The sequence below is a fragment of the Luteolibacter rhizosphaerae genome, from assembly GCF_025950095.1.
In the GTDB taxonomy this organism is placed as follows: domain Bacteria; phylum Verrucomicrobiota; class Verrucomicrobiia; order Verrucomicrobiales; family Akkermansiaceae; genus Haloferula; species Haloferula rhizosphaerae.
In genome coordinates, this window is the sequence record NZ_JAPDDR010000007.1 from 214,522 (window position 1) to 236,156 (window position 21,635).

Consider the following 21,635-nt stretch of genomic DNA (forward strand, 5'->3'; position numbering starts at 1 on the left):
AGAGTCGGGATTTACTTCTGGTTGACGTATTCCGGGGAGGTGGCGAGCAGGTAGAGCAGCTCTTTCACGCGGGCGGCGGTGGTGGTGGCGGGATCGAGCGAAGCGATCGTATCGATCACGATGCTGCGTGGATTCGGCGTGGCGGCGCTGGCGTAAGCCGCCTTGAAGTTTCCGGCGGTGAGCAGGAGGTCGAGCTGGTCGAGCACCACGGTGGAGGCCTGCGCCACGCTATCGCCCGCGGTGATGCGCGCGTCGTAGAGCTGCTCGTAAACCGTGCGATCGAGCTTCACGTTTTCCTCCAGTTCATCGGTCGAGCCGACCAAGCGGTTCACGTTCTGACCGGCATTGTTCTGGATGATGGTGTTCGCGTAGTTGGTGGTGCGGATGACCGCCGTCTCCGTGCTGAGCTGGAGCTCGGGAGCAACCAACCCGGCCTCGGCAAGGGCCCCGCCGGGATTGAATCCGGGCAGGAACCAGTTGAAGACCGAGGGCGCGTTCTGCGGGGTCTGGCCGAGCGCGTTGTCGGTGTTCGGATAGCGATAGAGCGTGGTGCCCGCGGGGAAGTTATCGAGCTGGCCGGCCGGATAGCCGAAGGAGCTCAAGGCCGAGAGCGGCAGCGACGACTTGCCATCGAAGGCGCGCAGCAACTGGATGTAGCGGATGACCGGTTCCTTCTGCTTGCCGAAGCCGACCTGCTGCGCGAGCGAGAGATCGCGGGCCTCGGGATCGAGCAGGATCGCACGGAACACCGCTTTCAGTGCACCGCGGGTGCCGGAGCCGTTGTTCCCGAACTTCTGCGCGACGCGATAGACGTAACCGCGGCTCGGGTTCGACGTCACCAAGCGCTGGATCAGAAGCCGGCTGATGAAGGGCGCGACATTCGGATGGGCGAAGATAATGTCCAAGGCCGCATCAAGGTCCGCCTGACCGCCGAGACCGGCAGCGATGTTGCTGCCGAGCACGGTCTTCGCGCCGGTGTCGTGATAAGCCGCGAAGTTCTTCAGCGGATTGGTCCAGGAGGCTTGGAAGTAAGCCGGGCCATTCCCTTGGAAGAAGCTCGTATTGTCCTGCACGGCGTAACCGGAGCCCGAACCGCCGTTCTTCTTGCTGAAGCTCCAGCCGGTGAAGACACGGGCGAGGTTGGTGATGTCGTCGTTGTCGTAGGTCGCGATCGGCAAGCCGTCGCTGCCCAGCTTCAAGGAGCCATCGGGATGGAGCTCGACCAAGCCGATCGAGAAGAGCTGGAGGATCTCGCGGGCGTAGTTCTCATCCGGGCTGATCAGGACGTTGCCGCTGCCATCAGTGACCTTCTTCTGATTTTGCAGGTGGCTGAGGTACTTGCCGAGGACCGGGCTCTTGCTCACATCCCCGAGCAGGGTGCGGAAGTTACCATCCGTGCGGGTGGCAAGCTGGTCGTAGTAGTTCGCCAGGCCGTAGTGCTTGTTCCGCAACAGGGCGAGTTCCTCCGAGACGACGAAGATCTCGCTCAAGGCAAAGGCCGCACGCTGGCGGAGCTGGTCACGGGCCTTGGTCGAGATGAGCCACCAGCCTCTACGACGGTTATGGTAGTTCGGCTCGTCGTTGTTCGTGAAGTTCGAGGGCGAGGCACCACGCAGGTTCCACTCATGGGCATCCGCTGCTTCGGTGTAGTCCAGCAACCTAGTCTGATCGTAGCCGAACTGGGTATCGATCCAAGCCGAGTAGGCAGCGAGACGATCCCCCGCGTAGGTGGTCTGGATCGAGTTCACCAGCGCGTCGATCTCCGCCTTGGTCGGGCCGAAGGTCGCCTGCGTCAGGAAGCGCGAGACATCGCGCGTCAGGGCATCGCCCGTGAGCGTCGCCGGGGTGGGCGGAGCGGGTGGAGGCGTGAAGGTGCCGGAGCCGGTCTGACGCGAGAAGGTGCCCGCGATCTCACCGGCGGGATAGGTGCCGGTGCCGATGTTCAGGTAGACCCACTTGCCGGCGGTCTGGAAGAGACCGTCGATGAGATCCTGCCCGGCGAGCGCGCCGACGGGACTGATGCTCCAGGTTTCATTCGTGACTTGGCCGATCGGCAGGGTGGGCCGGAGTTCCGGTCCGACGCCCGAGGTAACGCCGTAGCGGAGGTAGGCATTCACCTGATTCGAAGTGAGGCCGCTGAAGCTGAGGTTCACGCGGGCCGCGGTCTTCGAGCCATTCAGGAACAGGGTCGCGACGCCGGAGCCATAGGACTGAGCCGTACCCTGGCGGGTGAGGTAAGCCACGAAGAGCTGCTCATTCGCCGCGACGTCGGTGGCGTCCTTGATCTTCACCGTGGCCACCTTGGGCGTGCCGACGGAATAGCCGGAGCCATTCGAGATCGTGAGCGTCAGGCTCTCCGGATACTCCTCCAAGGCATCGAGGACGGGAACGATGAAGACGGTGCGGGAGGTCTCGCCCACGGCGAAAGACAGCGTGCCTGCAAGCGTCGCGCCGCGGTCGTCCTTCACGGCATAGTCACCGGAGCCGGCCGTGCCGCTCAGGGTGAAGGCCACCGTGGCCGGGGCTACGCCCCCGCTGCGGGTGACGAGGAAGGAGGCGGTCCCGCCTTCCTTCTCGAAGGCATCCGCGGCCAAGGTCGTGACGGTGATGGTACCGGCCCCATTCGCGACATTCGGATTGGTGCCATGGGTCTGCTCGGCGAGGTGATTGAGGCCATCGCCATCCGGATCGAGCAAGGCATCCGCCGGGTTGTTCGGGTCGAGGCCATTGGCGATTTCCCAATCGTCGGGCAGGCCGTCCTCATCGGTATCCAAGGAACCGGCGACCGAGAGATAGCCGATCCTTTCCGCGGTGTGGGCGAGATTCACACTGAGCGAGCTCTCCTCCTGCAAGCGAAGGTCCGAGCCACTCGCGCCGAGGTTCCGGAAACGGAGCGTGACCGGATCCGTATCGTTGCGGGTCTGGGCATCCGCGAAGAGCAGAGGGTCCGCCACCTTGCGGGGGAAGGACTGCGACTTGAAGAAGTCGGTGACATCCGCCGCGGTGAGGACCGAGTTCAGCGAGAGATACGGCGGTGTGACCAAGCGGCCATTCCCCTGCTGTACCGCGAGGTAATGGACGGTCTCATTGACGTGGGTCTGATCCTGGCCCTCTTCCTCTTCCAAGCGCACGGAAAAGCCGGTGGCGGTGACGCCACTGACGCGGGACTTCACCGCGCTGGCACCATTCCGCGAAGCGGTCTGCGTGAGTAACACGGGAGCCGCCGCGAAAGCCTCCGCAAAGGTGAGTGCCGAAGCGGCCTGATTCACCGCGGAAGCGCGCCCGAACTGCCAAAGCAGGCCGCCGACGATGTAGCGCCCCTCCTCCGCGACGATGTAGTGGACCTTCTCCTGGGCGTGCGCGCCATCCTGGTAGTCCCATTCATCAAGCTGCCATTCGAAGCCGGTGGCGGTGACATTCCGGACGCGGATGCCGACGGGCTCGCTATCGTTCTGCGTGGTGGGGCCGAAGACGACGACGGGATTCGTGTAGCTGAGGGGGAAGGTCACCGTGTGCCATGTCCCGGCCGTGGCCTGCTCCTGGATCAGCTCGCCGAACTGGAGCTTCGAGCGCAGCTCGCCCTGGGTCTCCCCGATGGCAAGGAAGCCGACGTCCTCACCACTGGCGTGAGCGGTCTCGGTGCCGGCCGATTGTTCCTCCTGAAGGAAGATCTCCACGCCGGTGGCGCTGAGATTGCGGCGGCGGATCACGAAAGGATCGGCGCCGTTGTTGGTCTGCGACTGCGCGAAGATCAGAGGCTGCTTGAGCGTGGTGCCGAAGGTGATGGTCTTCCAAGCATCGGTCACATTCGCACCGGTCTTGGCCGCCTGGAAGCCCGCGCCATCGAGCGTGCCGGTGGAAGGTGCGATGGCAATCCAGGCGACGGACTCGCTGGAGAGGGCGGCGGTGTCCGCTTCCTGAGTGATGGCCTTCACCTGGAAGCTGGAGGTGGTGACGGCCTGCACGCGGCTGGTCACCGCCTTCGCATTCGCGGTGGACTCCACCTGGGCGAGCACCACGGGTGCCGCGCTGAAGCCGCTGCCGAGCGCAACGGTCTGCAAGGTGCGGGTGACCCCGGTGGTGCGGCCGGCTTGCCAGACCTTGCCATCGATGGTGTGGCTGCCCGCCTCAATCGCCAGATAGTTCAGGGTCTCCTGAGCATGGACGCCATCGAGGTAGTCCCACTCATCGATCTGGTACTCGAAGCCGGTGGCGGTGACATTCCGGACGCGGGCGGCAAAGCCTGCCGCATCCGCATGGGTGGGCGTGCCGAGGACCACGACCGGGACCGAGGAGAAGGCAGTGGTGAAGGTCACCGCCTTCCATGTCCCGGCATTCGGCTGGGATAGGGTCAGGGACCCGGATTCATATTTGGGGGCGGCGAGCACACTGGCTGAGAAGCCGGCGGACAGAAGGGACGCGAGGAGGACGGCACGACGCCGCCTGGATAGAATGGGATTCATGGTTAGAACAAAAGGGTTCCAACGCCAGAGCCACGTGGCTTGGGGCGAGGATGGATTTCTCGGTTACTGCTGCGGCCTGCGGGATGCGCAGGCGGGAACCGCCGCCGTGGGAAAACACGGTGGGCGAAATCGACGATCCTCTTCGGAGGTCTCGGTCAGGGGTCCGGGTCGCTAGCAGGGCTAGCTCGCCGAACCGGGGTAATCCATACTAAGTTGAGTACTTTAGGCAACTAAATATTGATGAATGCTCGTAAGTGGCGAATCGTCAATTGAATAGACCGATGATGAGGGGCTTCACCGGGCGTGGGACGGTCGGTTTTCGGAGCGATTCCGGGGTTCAATGCCGCTAAGGATTCGTTCTTGAGAGGCAATCCCCATGGGGCCTCGGGCAGATTGACCACGGATTATACGGATTGCACGGATGAGGCCGTGTAGGCTTCACAGGAAGATGCCTCGGGACTTCCATCGAGATCTCCCAGATCCGGTCTTTGAATCAGTCCAATCCTGGGAATCCATATAATCCGTGGAAGGTGGGATTCCCCAGTTCTCAACGGCCTTGGATTCAAGGCGGGAACTCGCTCGAAAGCGGCGATGCTCACCGCACTTCAGAGAGCCTGCGGCTCAAGGCGCGGGGATCGCTCTGATTGCCCAAGCTCCCCATTACGGAGAGTCGTTGCCGATCCGCAGATCACCGGACGTGCCCCGCATGAGGCGTCCCTTCAGGTCGCGATCCCTGTGACGCTTTCACCCCGGACTTTGTCCGGGGCTTTTATGAATCGTCCGCTTCGGGACGAAAAAGGCAGTACTCCTGCAAGCAGGATTCCGGGGCGGCCGGAGTGTGGTGATCGAGTAGGGCAATCCACTTTAACCGTGGACGATGCGGTTCTCGACGGTTTCCCCCGCGGGAACGCTTGCTCCGGGCCAGATGACTGAGCCGGTCACGGTGGCTCCGGCACCGATCTCCGATGCCGGGCCGACGACGCTTTCCCACACGGTGGCGGCGGGGTCGATGATCGCTTGCGGATGGATTGCGGGAGCGAGAGCCATCTCGCGATGGGCGGCGAGGTAGCTCTCGTGATCGCCGAGGTCGCGCCATTCGCCTTCATCGAGAATGATGGCGCCGAGTCGTCCCTGACGGGCGAGCTCAAGGAAGGCGGGGATGACGGCGATCTTCTCGCCGGGGGGGATGAGATCGAGGAGCTCGGGATCGAAGCAATAGATGCCGGTGAAGACGTGGGTGCCATCCGAGATGCCGAGCTTGGAGCGGATATCGGTGACGCGGTCCCCTGCCCCATTCAGGGCGATGTGGGTGGCCGTGCCCTCGGTCCGCAAGGCGAGGGTGACGGGGCAGTCCGAGGCCTCGTGCGCGGCGATCAGGCGGTCCAGCGGAATGGAGGAGTAGATGTCACCATTGTGTACGAGGACGCTATCGCTGCCGATCCATGAGGCGACATTCTTCACGCCGCCGCCGGTCTCCAGCAGCACAGGCTCGTGGAAGAGGTGGAGAGGATGGTCCCGGAAGGAACCCCTGCGCGGTGCGAGGCCATTCCCGGCGATGAGGCTGAGATCCTCACTTTCCGCGTAAGTCCACTTCTCCGGGAGGTGGTGGGTATTGATGGCGAAGTCGGTGATGCCGGCCGCGATGCAGGAGTCCATGGCCCACTCGATGAGGGGGCGATGGAAGAGGGGCACGAGGGGCTTCGGCAGGAGGTCGGTGAGCGGCCGGAGCCGCGTGCCGAGACCGGCGCCGGGAAGGAAGGCCTTGCGGATCACGCGTCGGGTTTCAGCAGAGGGAAAGCGGGGGGCAAGGGATTTCGCCGGGGAGGTGCGGAAAGGCGGGAAGATGTCCGCAGCCTACCCGAAAAGGGGGCTATTTTGATCTCTGCACCTCTTATCAAGATCGGCATTTTCCGGTGCTGCCCTTTCGGGTAGCACACACGGGGGATTGAGAAAACCCCCATGCTCTTCCGTATCCTCGCTCCGCCCATGCATCGACCCAGCATCTATCTGCTTCCATTGGCTGCCGCCGGCAGCGCAATGGCCCTGCCGCAAGGCTTCGAAATGAAGGAATTCGCCGGCCCGCCGAATGCGGACTATCCGGCGGCGATCACGGCGGCGGCGAACGGCGACGTGTACGTGTCCTCCGACCAGAACGGCTCGCTGGGCCACAAGCCGAAGATGGGGCGGATTATCCGCTGCCGCGACACGGACGGCGACGGCAAGGCGGACAACTTCGTGCACTTCGTGAAGGATGTGGATAGCCCGCGCGGCGGCCATCTGGTGGGCGATACGCTGTACCTGATCCACCCGCCCTTCCTGAGCAGCTTCCGAGACACGGACGGTGACGGCGAAGCGGACGAGAAGAAGGTGCTGGTGACCGGTCTGGGTGGAGGCATCGAGCACCCGCGCGGTGCCGACCACACGACGAACGGGGTGCGCATGGGAATCGACGGCTGGCTCTACATCTCGGTGGGCGACTTCGGCACGACGCCAGCCAAGGGGACCGACGGCTCCGAGTATACCTTGCACGGCGGCGGGGTGATCCGGGTGCGGCCCGATGGATCGCAGGTGGAGCCCTATGCGGTGATGCTGCGCAACATCTGCGACACGGCGATCTCTCCCGAGCTGGACATGTTCAGCCGGGACAACACGAACGACGGCAAGGGCTGGAACACGCGCTTCCACCACTACACGGCGCTGGGCGACCACGGCTACCCGCGGCTCTACAAGAACTTCGCCGACGAGGCGATCAAGCCGCTGGCCGACTACGGTGGCGGCTCCGGCACGGGCGCGCTGTGGCTGAGCGAGCCGGGCTTCCCGCCGGAATTCACGGACGCGCTTTTCTCGACCGACTGGACCACGGGCACGGTGCACTATCACCCGTGGAAGAAGGAAGGGGCGAGCTTCAAGGTGGAGCAGAAGGATTTCGAGAAACTGCCGCGGGCCACGGACATCGATGTGGACGGGAACTCGAAGCTGTATCTGGCGGACTGGCGCGACGGTGGCTTCGACTACACGCCGGACAAGAAGGTGGGTAAGATTTTCATGGTGACCTATCCGGGTGCCACGCCCGCGAAGTACACCGATGTGACCAAGGCGAAGGATGACGAGCTGGTGAAGCTGCTCGCCTCCGCGAGCGCGGTGCAGCGGCTGGAAACGCAACGCGAGATCGTGAAGCGCGGGAAGAAGCCGCCCTTCGCCGAAGGGATCTTCGCGATCGCGAAGGACAGCAAGCAGACCGCGGCCGTGCGAGCGGCGGCGATCTTCACCTTCAAGCAGCTCTACGGGAAAGGTAGTACCAAGTATCTGTCCGAACTGGTAGCGGATGAGACGGTGCGCGAATTCGCGCTGCGGGCGATGACCGATCGCAAGTCCGAGCTGGAAGGCGTGGATGCGAAAACCTACGTAACGGCGCTACAGGACAAGAACCCCCGCGTGGTGCTGCAAGCACTGGTGGGACTTGAACGCCTGAAGGCCAAGGACGCCGCGCCCGCGATCTTCTCCGCCTCTTCCGGATGGCGCGAGGAAGGCTTCGTCTCGCCGCGGCTGGAGCATACGGCGATGCAGGTGCTGGCCTCGCTGGAGAACATTCCTGCCTGCCTGAAGGCCACCAACGATACGGCGACCCGGAAGCTCGCGATGCGGGCTCTCTCGCGGATCCACAAGATGGAAGTGGTGGACGGCCTGATCACGCTGGTGGCGAAGAGCAACGACTACGAACTGAAGTTCGAAGCGCTGGCGGCGCTGGCGCGGCTGAACTACACGGAGAAGAAGTGGAACTTCAAAGACTGGTGGAGCACCCAACCGGACGACCGCGGACCCTACTACGACCCGGTGGAATGGGATGGCTCCGGCAAGATCCGCGCAGCGATCGAAAAGGGCTTCGGCTCGGTGCCGCAAGCACGCCAGAACGACCTGCTGGACCTGCTCGGCAAGAACCGTCTGCCGGTGGCGCAGATGAAACTCTCTGGCGCGGATCCGCTGCTGGTGGCGCTGGAATCCAAGGAGCTGAACAACACGCAGCTGATGCTACTGGTAGATGCGGCCAAAGACGGGAAGCGCCCGTTCGCGCAACGCGCCGATGCCTACAAGGCACTGAGCAAAGGCGGCGAGGATCTCTCGATGCCCTATCGTCTCGCCGTGCTGGCGGTATGGTCGCAGGAGAAGGAATCCACTGAAACCTCCGGTCCCTATGTGGCCGACTTCGTGAACGCCTCGGTGCGGGGTGAACAGGTCCGTGCGCTGCGCGAGATCGCTGCGAAGCAAGGAGACTCCGCAAGCCGGATCGCGTGGAAGGCGCTGCTGACCGTGCTGAACAGCCCGCTGGCAAAGGACGAGGCGAAGAAGCGGGTGCAACAGGAGGTGGACAAGAACCCGAAGGAGGTGGGCTTCTTCCAAGCGATCGCGGATCTGAAGCTGACCGGCTTCGACAAGCAGATCGAAGCCGGGATCAACTGGGATAGCAGCAAGATCATCGACGCCGCCAAAGCCGCCAAGACCGCGGTGGCCGCGGGAGGAGCCGGGGGCAAGAAGGTGGCCGAGCTGGCGGTGGCGGATGTGGCAAAGACGGCCATGGACCAGAAGGGTGATGTCGCGACGGGCCAGCGTTTGTTCACCTCGCAAGGTTGTATCGCGTGTCACTCGATCGATCCGAAGGCGGAGCAGAAGGGCCCGTATCTGGGCGCTGCGGGAGCGAAGTTCACGCGCGACTATCTGGTCGATTCGATCCTGGAGCCGAACAAGGTGGTGGCCCAAGGATTCCAGACGGCCATGTTCAACCTGAAGGACGGGACGGCGAAGATGGGATTCGTGACGGGCGAGGCGGATGGGATCGTGGAGATCCGGGACATCGCCGGGCAGGTGAGCAAGGTGAAGCGCGAGGACGTGAAGGAAGAAGTCCACATGCCGCAGTCGATGATGCCGCCGGGTCTGGCCGGGACATTGACGGTGGAGGAATTCACCTCGCTGATCGAATACTTGGTCTCGCTGCGGGCGACCGGGGGCTGAAGCGAACTGCCTGTTTCAGAGATTCTGGAGGCCGCCCGGGGACGGGCGGTCTTCTTTTTAGGCACGCTCACCACAAATGTAGTGGACACATCACTACAATTGTGGTGAATGAGAGGAGCAAGAATGAATGCGCCGAACATATCTGAATCCGAATGGGCCGTGATGGAAGTGCTGTGGGAGTCCTCTCCCCGGACGGCATCGGAGGTGGCGAAGGTGCTCCGCGGCGATACGGGCTGGGCGGAGAACACGGTGAGGACGCTGCTGACGCGGCTGGTGGAGAAGGGCGCGCTGCAGACGAATGAAGGAGGAGCGGCCAAGCTCTACACGCCCGCGGTGAAGCGCGAGGACTGCGTGAAGGCGGAGAGCGCCTCCTTCATGGAACGGATTTTCCAGGGAGCAGCGAAGCCGCTGCTCGTCCACTTCGCAAAGAACGCACGCCTCACTCCGGAAGAGGTGCGCGAGCTGAAGAAGATTCTCGATCAATCCATCGATAAAGAACCCTGACCATGCCATGAACACGCTGGACTCAATGTTTGAATGGGTGCTCGCCGCCACCCTCCGCGCCTCGGCGCTCGCGGTCGTAATCCTCGGGATTCAATTCATGCTGCGCCGCCATCTGCCGGCGACGTGGCGCCATGCACTCTGGCTGCCGATGCTGCTGGTGCTCGTGCTACCGATGTTGCCGCAGGTGCCTTTCGGGATCATGCCCCAGCGTGAGAAGCCGGAGCCTGTGGCTGTGGAGGCGGTGCAAACTTCCGCGCTACCGCAGGCGAAGCCCGCGGTGGCAACACCGGCGGAGAGTCGCCAAGGCCTGACGCCGATGGTCTATGCCGGCCTGGTGTGGATGGCGGGAGCGGCGGTGATGCTGGGGATGGGAGTAGCGGGCTACCGTCGAAACCTGGAGCGGATGAAGAAGGCGGCGTGCCGGCAAGATGCCAGCTTGAAGGGTCTGTTAGAAGAGAGCGCGCGAGAGGCGGGTCTGCGGAAGGTGCCGGAGGTGCTGATGTCATCCGCGGTGGAGAGCCCGGCGGTGACGGGACTGCTGAGGCCGCTACTGCTCTTGCCTGCGGGATTCCCGCGCGGATTCAGCGATGCGGAGGCGAGATTGATCCTGCTCCATGAGTTCACGCACGTGAAGCGGCGCGATCTGCCCGTGAACTGGCTGGTGTGCGTGCTGCACTCGATGCACTGGTTCAACCCGCTGCTGTGGTTTGCCTTTGCACGGATGAGAGAGGACCGCGAGCTGGCTTGCGATGCGCAGGTGCTTTCGCTCGGCAAGACGGACCGGCGTGCCGACTACGGGCATGCGCTGCTGAAGCTGCAGCTCTGCGCTCCGGCCTCGACATTGAGTCTGGGATTCGTGGGGATTTTCGAGCGCAACTCCAACTTGCGCACGCGGATCACCGATATCTCCACGCACCGGAAATCCCATCCGGGATGGCGTGCGGCGGGGATCGCACTGACGGGCGTGCTGACTCTGTTAGGCGCGACCGAAGCGCAGGAGCGCAAGCCGAAGGATCCGCGGCAGGTGGCGATCGAGAAGAAGCTGGATGCGATCAAGATCCCGAGGGTGAGCTTCAAGGATAGCTCTGTGGAAGAGGCGGTGGATTTCCTGAGGCTGCGCGCCAACGAGCTCGATCCGGCGCCGAAGAATCAGGCGGAGCGAGGTGTGAACTTCGTGATCAAGGCGCCGAAGGACTTCCAAGTTACGCCGGTGACGCTGGAGCTGAAGGATGTGTCGCTGCGGAAGGCGATCGAGAACGTGGCGGAGGCATCCGGCCTGGCGATGAGGGTGGATCCCTTCGCGGTGACGCTGTCGCCGAGGACGGTCGCTGACAAAGATGCAGGCAAGCTCAAGGGCGAGGCGATGGAGATGGCATCGCACATCGTGATCCCGGTCCTAGATTTTGAGAGCGTGAGGTTGGCCGAGGCGGTGGAGTTCCTGAACGGGAAGGCCGCAGAATTGGCGGAAGAAGGGAAGGCACCGGTGATCGAGCTGAGTTCGAATGCGAACAAGGATGCAGCGATCAAGGAGCTGAGACTGCGCAACATCCCTTTATCCGAGGCGGTGAAGTCCATCTCGCAGGCGGCGAAGGAACCGCTCTCGGCCAACGACGAGGTGATTCGTTTCGGGAAGTAAGTGAAGCCCTGCCGGGGGTGGCGGGAAGGCCGCCCCCGGCGATCCATCCGTTAGAAGAGAATCCTACTGAATCTCCTGCCATGAGTGTGCTCGAATCTTTGTTTGATTGGTTACTCGCCACGACGCTGCGTGCTTCGGCACTGGCGGTGGTGATCATGGGCCTGCAATTGCTGGTCCGCCGGTGGTTGCCGCCGCAGTGGCGATATGCGTTGTGGATGCCGCTGGTGTTGGTGCTGGTGCTGCCGGTAGTCCCGACGGTGCCGTTCGGAATTCTACCGCGGAAGGCTCCGGCGGTGGAGGCGAGTGTTCCTGAGGTCGCGGCAGTTAGCGGGGCTGCGTTGATTGCGGGTGTCGATCAGCCTTTAGGCGAGGTGGCGCCGACAACGATGACGGTGAACTCGTGGGCTCTGGTCTGGCTGGCCGGGAGCGCGGCGGTGTTCGTATTCGGCATGGCTGGCTATCGCCGGAACATGCGCCGCATCACGAAGGGAGCGGTGGCTGTGGATGAGGCGCTGCTGGCATCGGTCGAGGAGGCGGCACGTGAGGTGGGGCTGGGGAGATTGCCGCGGGTGGTGGTATCGGCGGAGGTGGAGAGCCCGGCGGTGACTGGACTTTTGAGGCCCGTGCTGCTGTTGCCGGCGGATTTCCTGCAGAGCTTCAGCGAGGCTGAGGCGAGGTTGATCTTGCTGCACGAGCTGACGCACGTGAAGCGGCTGGACCTGCCGGTCAATGGCCTATGCTGCATCCTGCAGGCGCTGCACTGGTTCAATCCGATCTTGTGGTTCGCTTTTGCGAGGATGCGGGCCGACCGCGAGACGGCTTGCGATGCTCAGGTGCTTTCACTGGGCGGCAGGGACCGGCGATCCGTTTATGGGAACGCGCTGCTGAAGCTGCAGGCTGTGGCACCGCGCTCCGGGCTGCAACTGGGCTTCGTGGGGATCTTCGAAAGCAGTTCGGAATTGAAGACGCGAATCCGCGATATCTCCAGGCATCGCGCTAGCCATCCTGCCTGGAAAGCGGGCGGGGTGACGATGATCGGGCTGCTGACTTTGTTTGGCGCGACGAAGGCGGAGGAGCCGAAGCGAACGGAGGCCCCTGTCGCCCCTCCGGCAGCGGCGGAGGAGCCGAAGGTCGATCCGACGACGGATATTATCTTCAAGAAGCTGCAGACGACGGTGATCCCCGTGGTGAAGTTCGAGAACACTTCCTTGGAAGAGGCCATCGACTTCGTCCGAGCGAAGAGCGTGGAGCTGGATCCGGAGAAGAAGGGGGTGAACTTCGTGATCCGCAAGCCACGCGAGGAAAGCGGCACAGCGGATCCCGGCAAGTCCCGTGTGACCCTGGATCAGAAGAGCGCCTCGATGCTCACCGTGCTGCAGGAGATGGCCAAGCAGACCCAGCTGAGATTCTCGATCAGTGAATCGGGAGTCACCTTCCTGCCGATCAATCACCAAGACAACTTCCAGTTCATGCCGCGCCCGGAACCGGAGAAGCCGAAAGGGAGGGCAGCCGAGGCAGGCAGCAAGATCATCCTTCCGAGCGTGGAGTTCGTGGATGTGTCGCTGACGGAGGCGGTGGTTTCCCTGAACAAGATGGCGAAGGAGAACGCAAAGGGAGGAGAGGTCTTCCCGGTGGTGCTGGATCCGAAGGTGGACGGCACGGCGCGAGTCCAGGAGCTGCGCTTGAGAAACGTGCCGCTCACCATTGCACTCAAATACCTCGGGGATACGACGAAGACGGTGGTGAACTCCGACGACAAGGAGCTGCGGATTACAAAGCCGTAGCGATTGAACGAGTGAGAGGCCGGGTGATTGCCCGGCCTCTTCATTTCGTGAGGTGAAGCGGGCTGTGGGGTCGCTTCATCCGCTCACGGAGTGAGCGGACTACTTTAGTCCATCCAGCGGCCGAGGGCCTTCTCGAGGAGGTCGGTGCGCTTGACGTGGTAGTCTTGGCCGAGTTCGACCGTGGCGCGGCGGCCGGCGCTGTTCTGGAAGTGGAGGAAGACGGGGACCTTGCCGGGATTCGCGGCGAGGGCCTCGCGGATCTCGGTCAGGTCGCGCTCGGAGTGGCGGGCGGTCCAGAGGGTCAGTTCGACGGCGCCCTTGGTGGCAGAGCTGCCGCGGGGCTTGAGTTCGCCGATCTCGGAGCCGGTGAGGCGGCGGGACTCGGTACGGTCGTCGACCTGAATAGCAGCCTTGAACTTGATGACCTTGCCGGGCACGAGGGTGCCGGCATCGCGGGCGGGGACGAAGGATTCGCCCCACATGATGACCTCGGCAGAGCCGGTGAAGTCCTCGACCACCATCACGCCGAAAGGCTTGCCGCTCTTGGTGACCTTGCTCTCCAAGGTGCGGATCATGCCCGCAAAAGGGAAGCGGTCGCGGGGGTTCTGGACATCGATCTCATCGAGGAGACCGAGCTTCATGTATTTGTCGGAGTCGAGCACGCCGCGGAATTTATCCAGCGGGTGACCGGTGACGTAGAAGCCGAGGAGTTCCTTCTCGTGGGCGAGGCGTTCGTCCTTGCTCCATTCCTCGATGGCGACGGAGGCAGCGGCGCTGACCGGAGCAGGCGCGGCGAAGTCCATGGTATCGAAGAGCGAGACCTGACCGGAGGCGCGGTCCTTTTGAGCGGAGGAAGCGCTGGCGACCACTTGCTCCAGACGGTTGAACATCGAGGCGCGGCTCTCACCGGTCCAATCGAGGGCCCCGGCTTTCACGAGGTTTTCGAGGATGCGCTTGTTGACCGACTTGGAGTCGAGGCGGTTCGAGAATTCCTCGAGTGACGCGAAGGGACCCTTGGCCTCGCGGTCGGCGATGGCCTGGGCCATGGCCCCCTCCCCCACGTTCTTGATCGCGGCGAGGCCATAACGAACGGCGAAGGCACCGGACGCGAGTTGCTCGGGCGCGAAGCGAAGCTTCGACTTGTTCAGATCCGGCGGAAGGATCTCGATGCCCATGCGGTGGCACTCGGCGACGAAGACGCCGATCTTGTCGGTGTTGTTGATTTCGTTCGAGAGCAGGCCGGCCATGAACTCGACCGGGAAATTCGCCTTCAAGTAGGCGGTCCAGTAGGAGATGTGGCCGTAGCAGGCGGAGTGGGACTTGTTGAAGCCGTAACCGGCGAACATCTCGATCTTCTCGAAGATCGCATTGGCGAGCTTCTCGTTGATGTTGTTCACCTTGGCCGCGCCGGCGACGAACTTCGAGCGCTCCTCCGCCATCTTCTTCGGGTCCTTCTTACCCATGGCGCGGCGGAGAAGGTCGGCACCACCGAGGGTGTAGCCGGCGAGCACCTTGGCGGCGTTCTGCACCTGCTCCTGGTAGATCATGACGCCGTAGGTATTGCCGCAGACCTGCTCAAGAAGCGGGTGCTCGTAGAAGGGCTTCTTGCGGCCCTTCTTCACCTCGATCATCTGATCGATGAACTGCATGGCGCCCGGGCGGTAGAGCGCGAGAAGGTCGATGATGTCATCGATCTTCTCGATCTGGTACTTCCGGCAGGTTTCGACCATGCCACCGGATTCCAGCTGGAACACGCCCATCGTCTCGCCGCGGTTCAGGATGTCGAAGGTGGCCTTGTTATCGAGGGGCACCTTGTCGATCTCGAAGTCCGGGGTGTGGCGCTTGATGTGCTCCACGGCATCCTGAATCACGGTAAGGTTCTTCAGGCCGAGGAAGTCCATCTTCAGCAGGCCGACCTCGGTGATGGCACCCATGTCGTACTGGGTGACCACTTCCCCTTCGTTACCGCGGGTGAGCGGGACGTGCTCGTCCAGTTCGCGGTCCCCGATCACGACGCCGGCGGCGTGGATGCCGACGTTGCGGGTGAGGCCTTCCAGTTTGAGCGCGTAGTCCCAGAGGTCCTGGTAGGTGGAGGAGCTCTCGATGAGTTCCTTGAGTTCGGGCTTGGCATCGAACTCCCCTTTCAAGGTCACGCCGGGCTTGGCCTCGATCATCTTGGCGATGCGGTCGGCCTCGCCATAGCTGACGCCCATGACGCGGGCGACATCCCGCAACACGCTCTTCGCGCCAAGGGTGCCGTAGGTGATGATGTGAGAAACACTACGTTCGCCGTACTTCTGGCGGACGTAATCGATGACCTCCGGGCGGCGGCTCTGGCAGAAGTCGATATCGACGTCGGGCGGGCTTACGCGCTCGGGATTCAGGAAGCGCTCGAAGAGCAGGCCGAACTGGAGCGGGCAGATATTCGTGATGCCCATGACGTAAGCCACCAGCGAACCGGCGGCCGAACCACGGCCGGGACCGACGGGGATATCGTGATCCCGGGCCCACTGGATGAAGTCCGCGGTGATAAGGAAGTAGGAGGCGAAGCCGAGCTGGTTGATGATGCCGACTTCGTAGCGGAGGCGCTCTTGGATCTCCGGCTGCGCGGCCTTCTCCTCGCCGTAGCGCTTCACCATGCCCTCCTGGCAGACGCGCATGAGGTATTCCTCGCGCGGCGAGCCATCGGGCGTGCCGAACTGCGGGTATTTCTCGGAGCTGGTGGAGTCGAGTTTGATCTCCACGTTGCATCGCTCCGCGATTTCCAAGGTGGCATCGCAGGCGCCGGGAACCTCCGCGAAGAGCGTGCGCATTTCCTCGGCGGTCTTGAAGTAGACCTCCGGGGTGTAGCGCATGCGGTTCTCATCGATCACCAGACGGCCGGTGCCGATGCAGATCATGACATCGTGTGCCTCGTGATCGGTTCGGTTGACGAAGTGGACGTCGTTCGCGGCGACGGGCTTGAGGCCGAACTCCTTGGCCAGCTTGAGCAGACCCGGGGTGATCTTGCGCTGGGGCTCCAGGCCGTGGTCGTGGATCTCGACGTAGACGTTCTCCTTGCCGTAGATGTCGATAAGCTCCGCCATGGTGTCGCGGGCCTTGGCTTCATCGCCGAGCAGGAGCCATTCATTGACCGGACCGGAGATGCAGCCGGTGAGGCAGATGATGCCTTTCGCGTATTTGCGGAGCGCGGTGCGGTCGACGCGGGGCTTGCCGTGATAAAGGCCCTCAAGGTGGCCGAGGGAGACGAGCTTCTGGAGATTGGTCCAGCCCTCGTTGGTCTCCGCCAGCAGGGTCATGTGGCAGGAGCGCTTGCGACCGGGGATGTCCTTCTTGTCCTCCATGTTCCCCGGGGCGAGGTAGATCTCGCAGCCGAAGATGGGCTTGATGCCCGCCTTCTTGCAGGACAGGAAGAACTCGATGGCACCGAAGAGGTTACCGTGATCGGTCATGGCCACCGCCGGCATGCCCAATTCCTTGGCCTTGGCGGCGATCTCCTTGGTGCGCGCGAGGCCGTCGAGGAGGGAATATTCGGTGTGCAGGTGGAGGTGGACGAAGGAATCGGACATCGGCGGCGCGAGGAGCGTGGCGTAGGGAGGGGAGGACGGCAAGCGGGGGCTGGGGTGGTCCTACTAACGGTGTGGATTTTCAACCGCGAATGGACGCGAATAGGTTTTTTGAGGGGGGGAGAGAGGCACCACGAATCTGGCGAATCGGACGAATTATCGTAGGGTCCGGGGGTGGGTGGAGTGAGCGATGCGGACGACTGGTGGATGCCGGGGGGACTGGGTTTCTTACTGCGAAAAGCGCGAAAGGCCGCGAATAGGTTTTTGAGGGGGAGAGGGAGGCACCACGAATCCTTCGAATCGGACGAATTATCGTAGGGTCCGGGGGTGGGTGAAGTGAGCGGTGGCGGGCGGCTGGTGGATGCCGGGGGACTGGGTTTCTTACCGCGAAAAGCGCGAATGGGCGCGAAATTTAAAAGTAGTAGAACCACGGAAGACACGGAATACGCGGAAGGGGGAAGAGGATGGAGGATTGTGAATAAGGTGGTGATAAGTTGGAATGAAGCGGCGAGGCTGATTGCTTGTTCCATGGGGTCGCTGATAAAAGGCGCGCGATGCCCGACGCCACCGAACGATTCATCTCCGCTGCTCGCTCCCACCTAGAGGACAATGCGGAGATGCAGGTGGTGGCGGAGCGGGAGTTGCGGGGGATGATGGAGGGGCACGCGGAGCAAGATGCGGCGATCCAGATTGCGGCCGATCGTCTTCGGAAGCGAGGGCGCGGGGGACGGGCGGCCGTGGCGGCGGCGGTGGTGATCGCGCTGGTTTCCGGCGGGTGGCAAGTCTTCCGGGCCTACGAGCAGCGGGAGATGATCAAGGCGAGTATCAATCTGGAATACCCGGACGAATTTCCCCGGTGGCTGGCCAAGGAGGATGCGACGGAGGCGCAGCGGTGGATGCTTTTCAACGAAACGGAGCCGCTGTGGGAAAGCGACCGGAAGAATCCGGCTTACTTCGCCAACCATAGCCGGCGGCTGCTCAAGGACTATCGCCGCTTGCCGGAAGACTTCCTGAAGACCGCGGAGGCCATTGATCCCCTGAACGGCTATTTCCTTTTCATGGCAGCCGAGAACGCGGCGAAGGGCAGCGTGGAATCCGATCCCGACCCTACTTGGAAGAAAGGCGATCCGGTCAAATGGACGATCAAGAAAGCGGATGCCTATGCGGAGTCGCTCGCGCTGCTGCGGAAGGCGATTGCCCTGCCGGAGTGGAACACTCATCGCAGCGAGATCATCCGCGGTCGCTTCGAAGCGCTAGGAGAGACGCGGGATCTAGTGGATCGTACGGGGAAGGCTTACCTCCAAATCCAGAACGACGGGATCTGGTTCAACAACATCCCCTATGTGCTGGCAGCGCGGGCCGAGGAATGCGGACGGAATGGTGATCGGGAAGGACTACGCGAACTTGCCACAGTGTGGGAGACCCTTGTCCCGCGTCTCTTGGATCAAGCCCATCCTACGCTCTTCTACGGAATCGTAACAGCGGGTGGGTTGGTGAACCCGATCGACAATATCACCGAGTCGGCAAGCAAGCTGGGCGAACGCGAGTTGGTGGAGAAGTTCCGGCGTTACAAGGAGGCGCTGCTAACGGTGACCAGGTCCCCTCGCGAGAACCCGCATGTGGACGAGCGGTCGGAAACGACCCTGAGGCATGGATCGCAGCAGGCGGTGGCGAGTTCGCTCGAGCAATTCGCGATCGCCAGCATGCCGGTGGCGACGAAGGCGGATCTGGAGCCAGGGCGTCTGGCCGAATATGCGATGGTGGATCGCGGCTTGGCTTTGCTCTGCTGGGCGATCTTCGGGCTGGCCAGCGTGGTGGTGGCCCTCTTCCGCTTCCGCGGGGGAATGATGGCGCGCAAGATGTCCGGACTACTCAGCGGGCTGATCCGGCCGGGCGATCATGCAAGAGTGATCGGGGGCGGAATCCTGCTGCCCTTCGCCCTGTGGATGCTGATCACCCGATTCACGCCGCTGGGAGCCCGCGAATGGAGTGCGGGAATCCACGGAATGACGATCCCGATGGGACAATGGCTCGGCACGATGGTGCTGATGCTTCTACTGCCGGTGCTGCTGGTAAAGAGAGCCGTGGCGAGCCGGGCGGGATTCCTGGGCCTAGGAATGCAGCGGCCAGTGTGGGGATGGGTAGCCGCGGGGTTGGTGGTGATTGGCATCTTGAGCTACGGAGCGGTCATACCGGCGAGCGAGCCGGACTCCGAGCACTGGGGCGGGCTCTACGGCATGCAATCGGAGTTCGTCGATCTGAACATCATGGAAGCGGACGGGCCTGCGCAGTGGCTGCTGCTCTTTTCCACGGGCATGATCGCACTCGGCCTCGCGTGGCTTGTGGGCTGCGGGGGATGGGCCATCTTCTCGGCTCACGGCAAGATGCTGGAGAGAAGCATGGTCAGCCGGGCGCTGGTCCCGGCATACGTGGCGGGGATGTTCCTGATGCCGGCGGCTGCACGGCTTTACCACGCGGAAGAGTGCCGCCGGATCGCGCAGGACCGTTGGATGGGCGTAAGCGAAGAGAGCGCACCAGTCAGCATTTACGAGCATCGTCTGGCGGAGTCTTATCTGGAACGTTTGCGGACGGCCTTCGAGGGGGTGAGATGATGCAAACGAACCCTAATCCGGAAGCGGAGGAAGTGGCAGCCGAGGAACGATTCATCGCCGCTGCGGTCGCTCCGCTGGGGGAGAATGCGGAGATGCAGGTAATGGCGGGGGAGGAGCTGCGCGATGCCTTAGAGCGCGGGAAAATTGAAGAGGGGAAGGCAGTCCTACTGTCGGGGCGGCTGGAGAAGGCAGGCGGGGAAAGACAAGCCGTTCCGTGGTTCTACGGGATTGTCGGTCTCATCTCAGTGGTGGCTCTTGCCATCGGTTTCCGGGATCTCAGGCGCTGGAAATCGGCGAGCTACGCATTGATCGGAATGTCCGATCCGATCCAATCCTTCGGGCACTTCATCCCCTTTCATCGGAACCTGGTGATGGAACCCGCCAAATTCCTGGGGGAATTCACCCCGGATCAGGAGGAGCTGTTGTTCGGCCGTACCAGTGAAAACTATTGGGACGGCTACTTGAAGCTGCACCAGCGATCCCCAAAAGATGCGGTTCTCTATGCCGAGCACGTCAAGTCGCTGGCAAGGTGGAACAAACTTCCAGCCGACTTCATCGAGACCGCAGATGAGATTGATCCGGAGAACGGTTGGTTCCGCTATCTGGCGGCGGGATACAAGGCCCGGACGGCGGTGCATACCTTGGGATATGGTAAAAGAATCCGCTATCAGATCAAGGATCCGGCGCTGTTAACGGAGGCCCTAGGGCTCATGAAAGAGGCTGCGGAGAAACCGAAGTTCGATTCCTATCGGGACGAGATGTTATCGCGGCGGCTCGCCGTGCTACATCCGGGAGACGACGTAATCGGACGATTCTTCGTGCAGGAGTACGTCTCGTCCGAGGGGGGGAATGATTACTTTGTCCCCCGGGCGTTGGGCGACGCCATCGCCGCACAGGCAGAGGAACTTGCCTCGAAAGGAGAGAAAGATTCATTCCTGAAGCTTCACGAGAATCAGAAGCTTCTGGCAAAGCGGGTGCTGGAGAATGCCAGTTCAACTACCACGGATTCCCTATGGGCAGCGGCTGTATTGAGGTCGCCCTCTCCTGTCACGATGGAGAAGGCGGCGAGGACCTTGGGACTAGATCACGAGGGTGAGCAGATCCGGAAAACTCAAGCCGCTCTCGAGGAGCTTTGGAGAACACGGGAGAGTCGAGTTACGGAGGAGTTTTACGGCAAAGGTAGTATTGCAAGTACGCGAACGCGATGGGACTCCTTGAGCACGCAGCCGCTGGATTTCGAGTCATTGAAGCCCGGGGCGAAAGCGGAGCATGTGTTGTTCGACAGGATCCTTTGTTACGGTGGCTCGGTGGTGCTGCTGATTGCCGCGGGCCTCGCCGCCTTGTGCCGGTTCCGCCATGGCAAGCAGGCGAGGTTGCTATCGCTCTCCCTGCTGAGAACCGTGACCGTGAAGGATCATGCGTGGATCGTCGGACTAGGGATTGTTCTGCCATTCACCTGCTATCTGGCGGCGGAGACTATCCCAGCACTCGCGGGCGCGGAGTGGAGCGTCAGCAGAACTATACCGGGAGATGCCGTGCGCATCGCCGCAGCACTGGCCCTGATGGTATCCCTGCCGGTCATGGTCGCAGCCTGGCGGCTGGATCTCGGCTGGGGCAGACATTCCACGAGCCGCTGGCAGTGGGTGGGAGGGCTTGCGGCTCTTGCAGCAATCGTCGCGTGGGTAGGTGGCTGCACGATAGGAGAAGGGAAACACGGACAAGGGACGCCGGAGCTTTTTCAAGCGGGCATGATCGCTGCGGGGGTCTGCGTAGTATGGCACTTCCTGATCGGGCTCCTCGGAGTGCTGGTCCGCGGACGCGGGGAAGTCCTGAAGGGGATGGTGCTATGCCGCGCGGTGATTCCCGCCTATGCGGGCGGAATGCTTCTGATGGCGGGAGCTAGCTTTCTATTCCATGCGCAAGAGAAGGCATGGATTGCGAAAGATAGCTTCACGAAGATCGATCCAGCGGTGCCTGCAGCGAGCCGGTTCGATCATGAGACCGCATTGCAGATCCGGGCGGATTCACTAAGGGTTCTTGATGCGGAGAGGGAGTGATCGGGA

Annotated in this window: 9 protein-coding genes; 6 read left to right on the forward strand and 3 right to left on the reverse strand. The window is 62.6% G+C overall.

The features are described 5' to 3' along the window. Positions 1–11 precede the first annotated feature (11 nt). Together OJ996_RS14810 and OJ996_RS14815 are read right to left on the reverse strand one after the other, a co-directional pair. Positions 12–4,463 carry a DUF1800 family protein gene (locus tag OJ996_RS14810; protein WP_264514393.1) on the reverse strand — a complete coding sequence of 1,484 codons (4,452 nt, stop codon included), beginning with the start codon at positions 4,461–4,463 and terminating at the stop codon, positions 12–14. An 864-nt stretch (positions 4,464–5,327) separates the two neighbouring features. Further along, positions 5,328–6,236, reverse strand: coding sequence for a nucleotidyltransferase family protein (locus tag OJ996_RS14815; protein WP_264514394.1), 909 nt, complete (start codon positions 6,234–6,236; stop codon positions 5,328–5,330). A 213-nt stretch (positions 6,237–6,449) separates the two neighbouring features. On the opposite strand from OJ996_RS14815, the gene OJ996_RS14820 reads away from it, so the two are divergent. From OJ996_RS14820 to OJ996_RS14835, 4 genes are all read left to right on the forward strand, one after another. Continuing rightward, the gene (locus OJ996_RS14820; protein WP_264514395.1) at positions 6,450–9,470 is read left to right on the forward strand and encodes a DUF7133 domain-containing protein; all 3,021 of its coding nucleotides are present in this window, start codon (positions 6,450–6,452) and stop codon (positions 9,468–9,470) included. A 123-nt stretch (positions 9,471–9,593) separates the two neighbouring features. Beyond that, on the forward strand, positions 9,594–9,974 hold the full coding sequence (locus OJ996_RS14825; protein WP_264514396.1) for a BlaI/MecI/CopY family transcriptional regulator: 381 nt from the start codon (positions 9,594–9,596) through the stop codon (positions 9,972–9,974). A 7-nt stretch (positions 9,975–9,981) separates the two neighbouring features. Continuing rightward, on the forward strand, positions 9,982–11,610 hold the full coding sequence (locus OJ996_RS14830; protein WP_264514397.1) for a M56 family metallopeptidase: 1,629 nt from the start codon (positions 9,982–9,984) through the stop codon (positions 11,608–11,610). Between the two features lie 80 nt (positions 11,611–11,690). Beyond that, the gene (locus OJ996_RS14835) at positions 11,691–13,394 is read left to right on the forward strand and encodes a M56 family metallopeptidase (protein ID WP_264514398.1); all 1,704 of its coding nucleotides are present in this window, start codon (positions 11,691–11,693) and stop codon (positions 13,392–13,394) included. Positions 13,395–13,498: 104 nt separating this feature from the next. Here OJ996_RS14835 and dnaE read toward each other — a convergent pair whose 3' ends face one another. Beyond that, complete coding sequence (gene dnaE / locus OJ996_RS14840; RefSeq protein WP_264514399.1) at positions 13,499–17,005, reverse strand: DNA polymerase III subunit alpha; 3,507 nt, start codon at positions 17,003–17,005, stop codon at positions 13,499–13,501. A 509-nt stretch (positions 17,006–17,514) separates the two neighbouring features. Between dnaE and OJ996_RS14845 the strand changes: the two genes are divergently transcribed. Continuing rightward, on the forward strand, positions 17,515–19,572 hold the full coding sequence (locus tag OJ996_RS14845; protein ID WP_264514400.1) for a hypothetical protein: 2,058 nt from the start codon (positions 17,515–17,517) through the stop codon (positions 19,570–19,572). Next, positions 19,572–21,629: a hypothetical protein gene (locus tag OJ996_RS14850; protein ID WP_264514401.1), complete on the forward strand. Its 2,058-nt coding sequence runs from the start codon at positions 19,572–19,574 to the stop codon at positions 21,627–21,629. The genes OJ996_RS14845 and OJ996_RS14850 overlap by 1 nt, the downstream gene beginning before the upstream one ends. Positions 21,630–21,635 lie beyond the last annotated feature (6 nt).

Bases quoted from the DNA above. Each gene is read 5' to 3' on its own strand.
- OJ996_RS14850 (WP_264514401.1), top strand. From the start codon at position 19,572: ATGCAAACGAACCCTAATCCGGAAGCGGAGGAAGTGGCAGCCGAGGAA.
- OJ996_RS14835 (WP_264514398.1), top strand. From the start codon at position 11,691: ATGAGTGTGCTCGAATCTTTGTTTGATTGGTTACTCGCCACGACGCTG.
- OJ996_RS14830 (WP_264514397.1), top strand. From the start codon at position 9,982: ATGAACACGCTGGACTCAATGTTTGAATGGGTGCTCGCCGCCACCCTC.
- OJ996_RS14820 (WP_264514395.1), top strand. From the start codon at position 6,450: ATGCATCGACCCAGCATCTATCTGCTTCCATTGGCTGCCGCCGGCAGC.
- OJ996_RS14845 (WP_264514400.1), top strand. From the start codon at position 17,515: ATGCCCGACGCCACCGAACGATTCATCTCCGCTGCTCGCTCCCACCTA.
- OJ996_RS14810 (WP_264514393.1), bottom strand. From the start codon at position 4,463: ATGAATCCCATTCTATCCAGGCGGCGTCGTGCCGTCCTCCTCGCGTCC.
- OJ996_RS14825 (WP_264514396.1), top strand. From the start codon at position 9,594: ATGAATGCGCCGAACATATCTGAATCCGAATGGGCCGTGATGGAAGTG.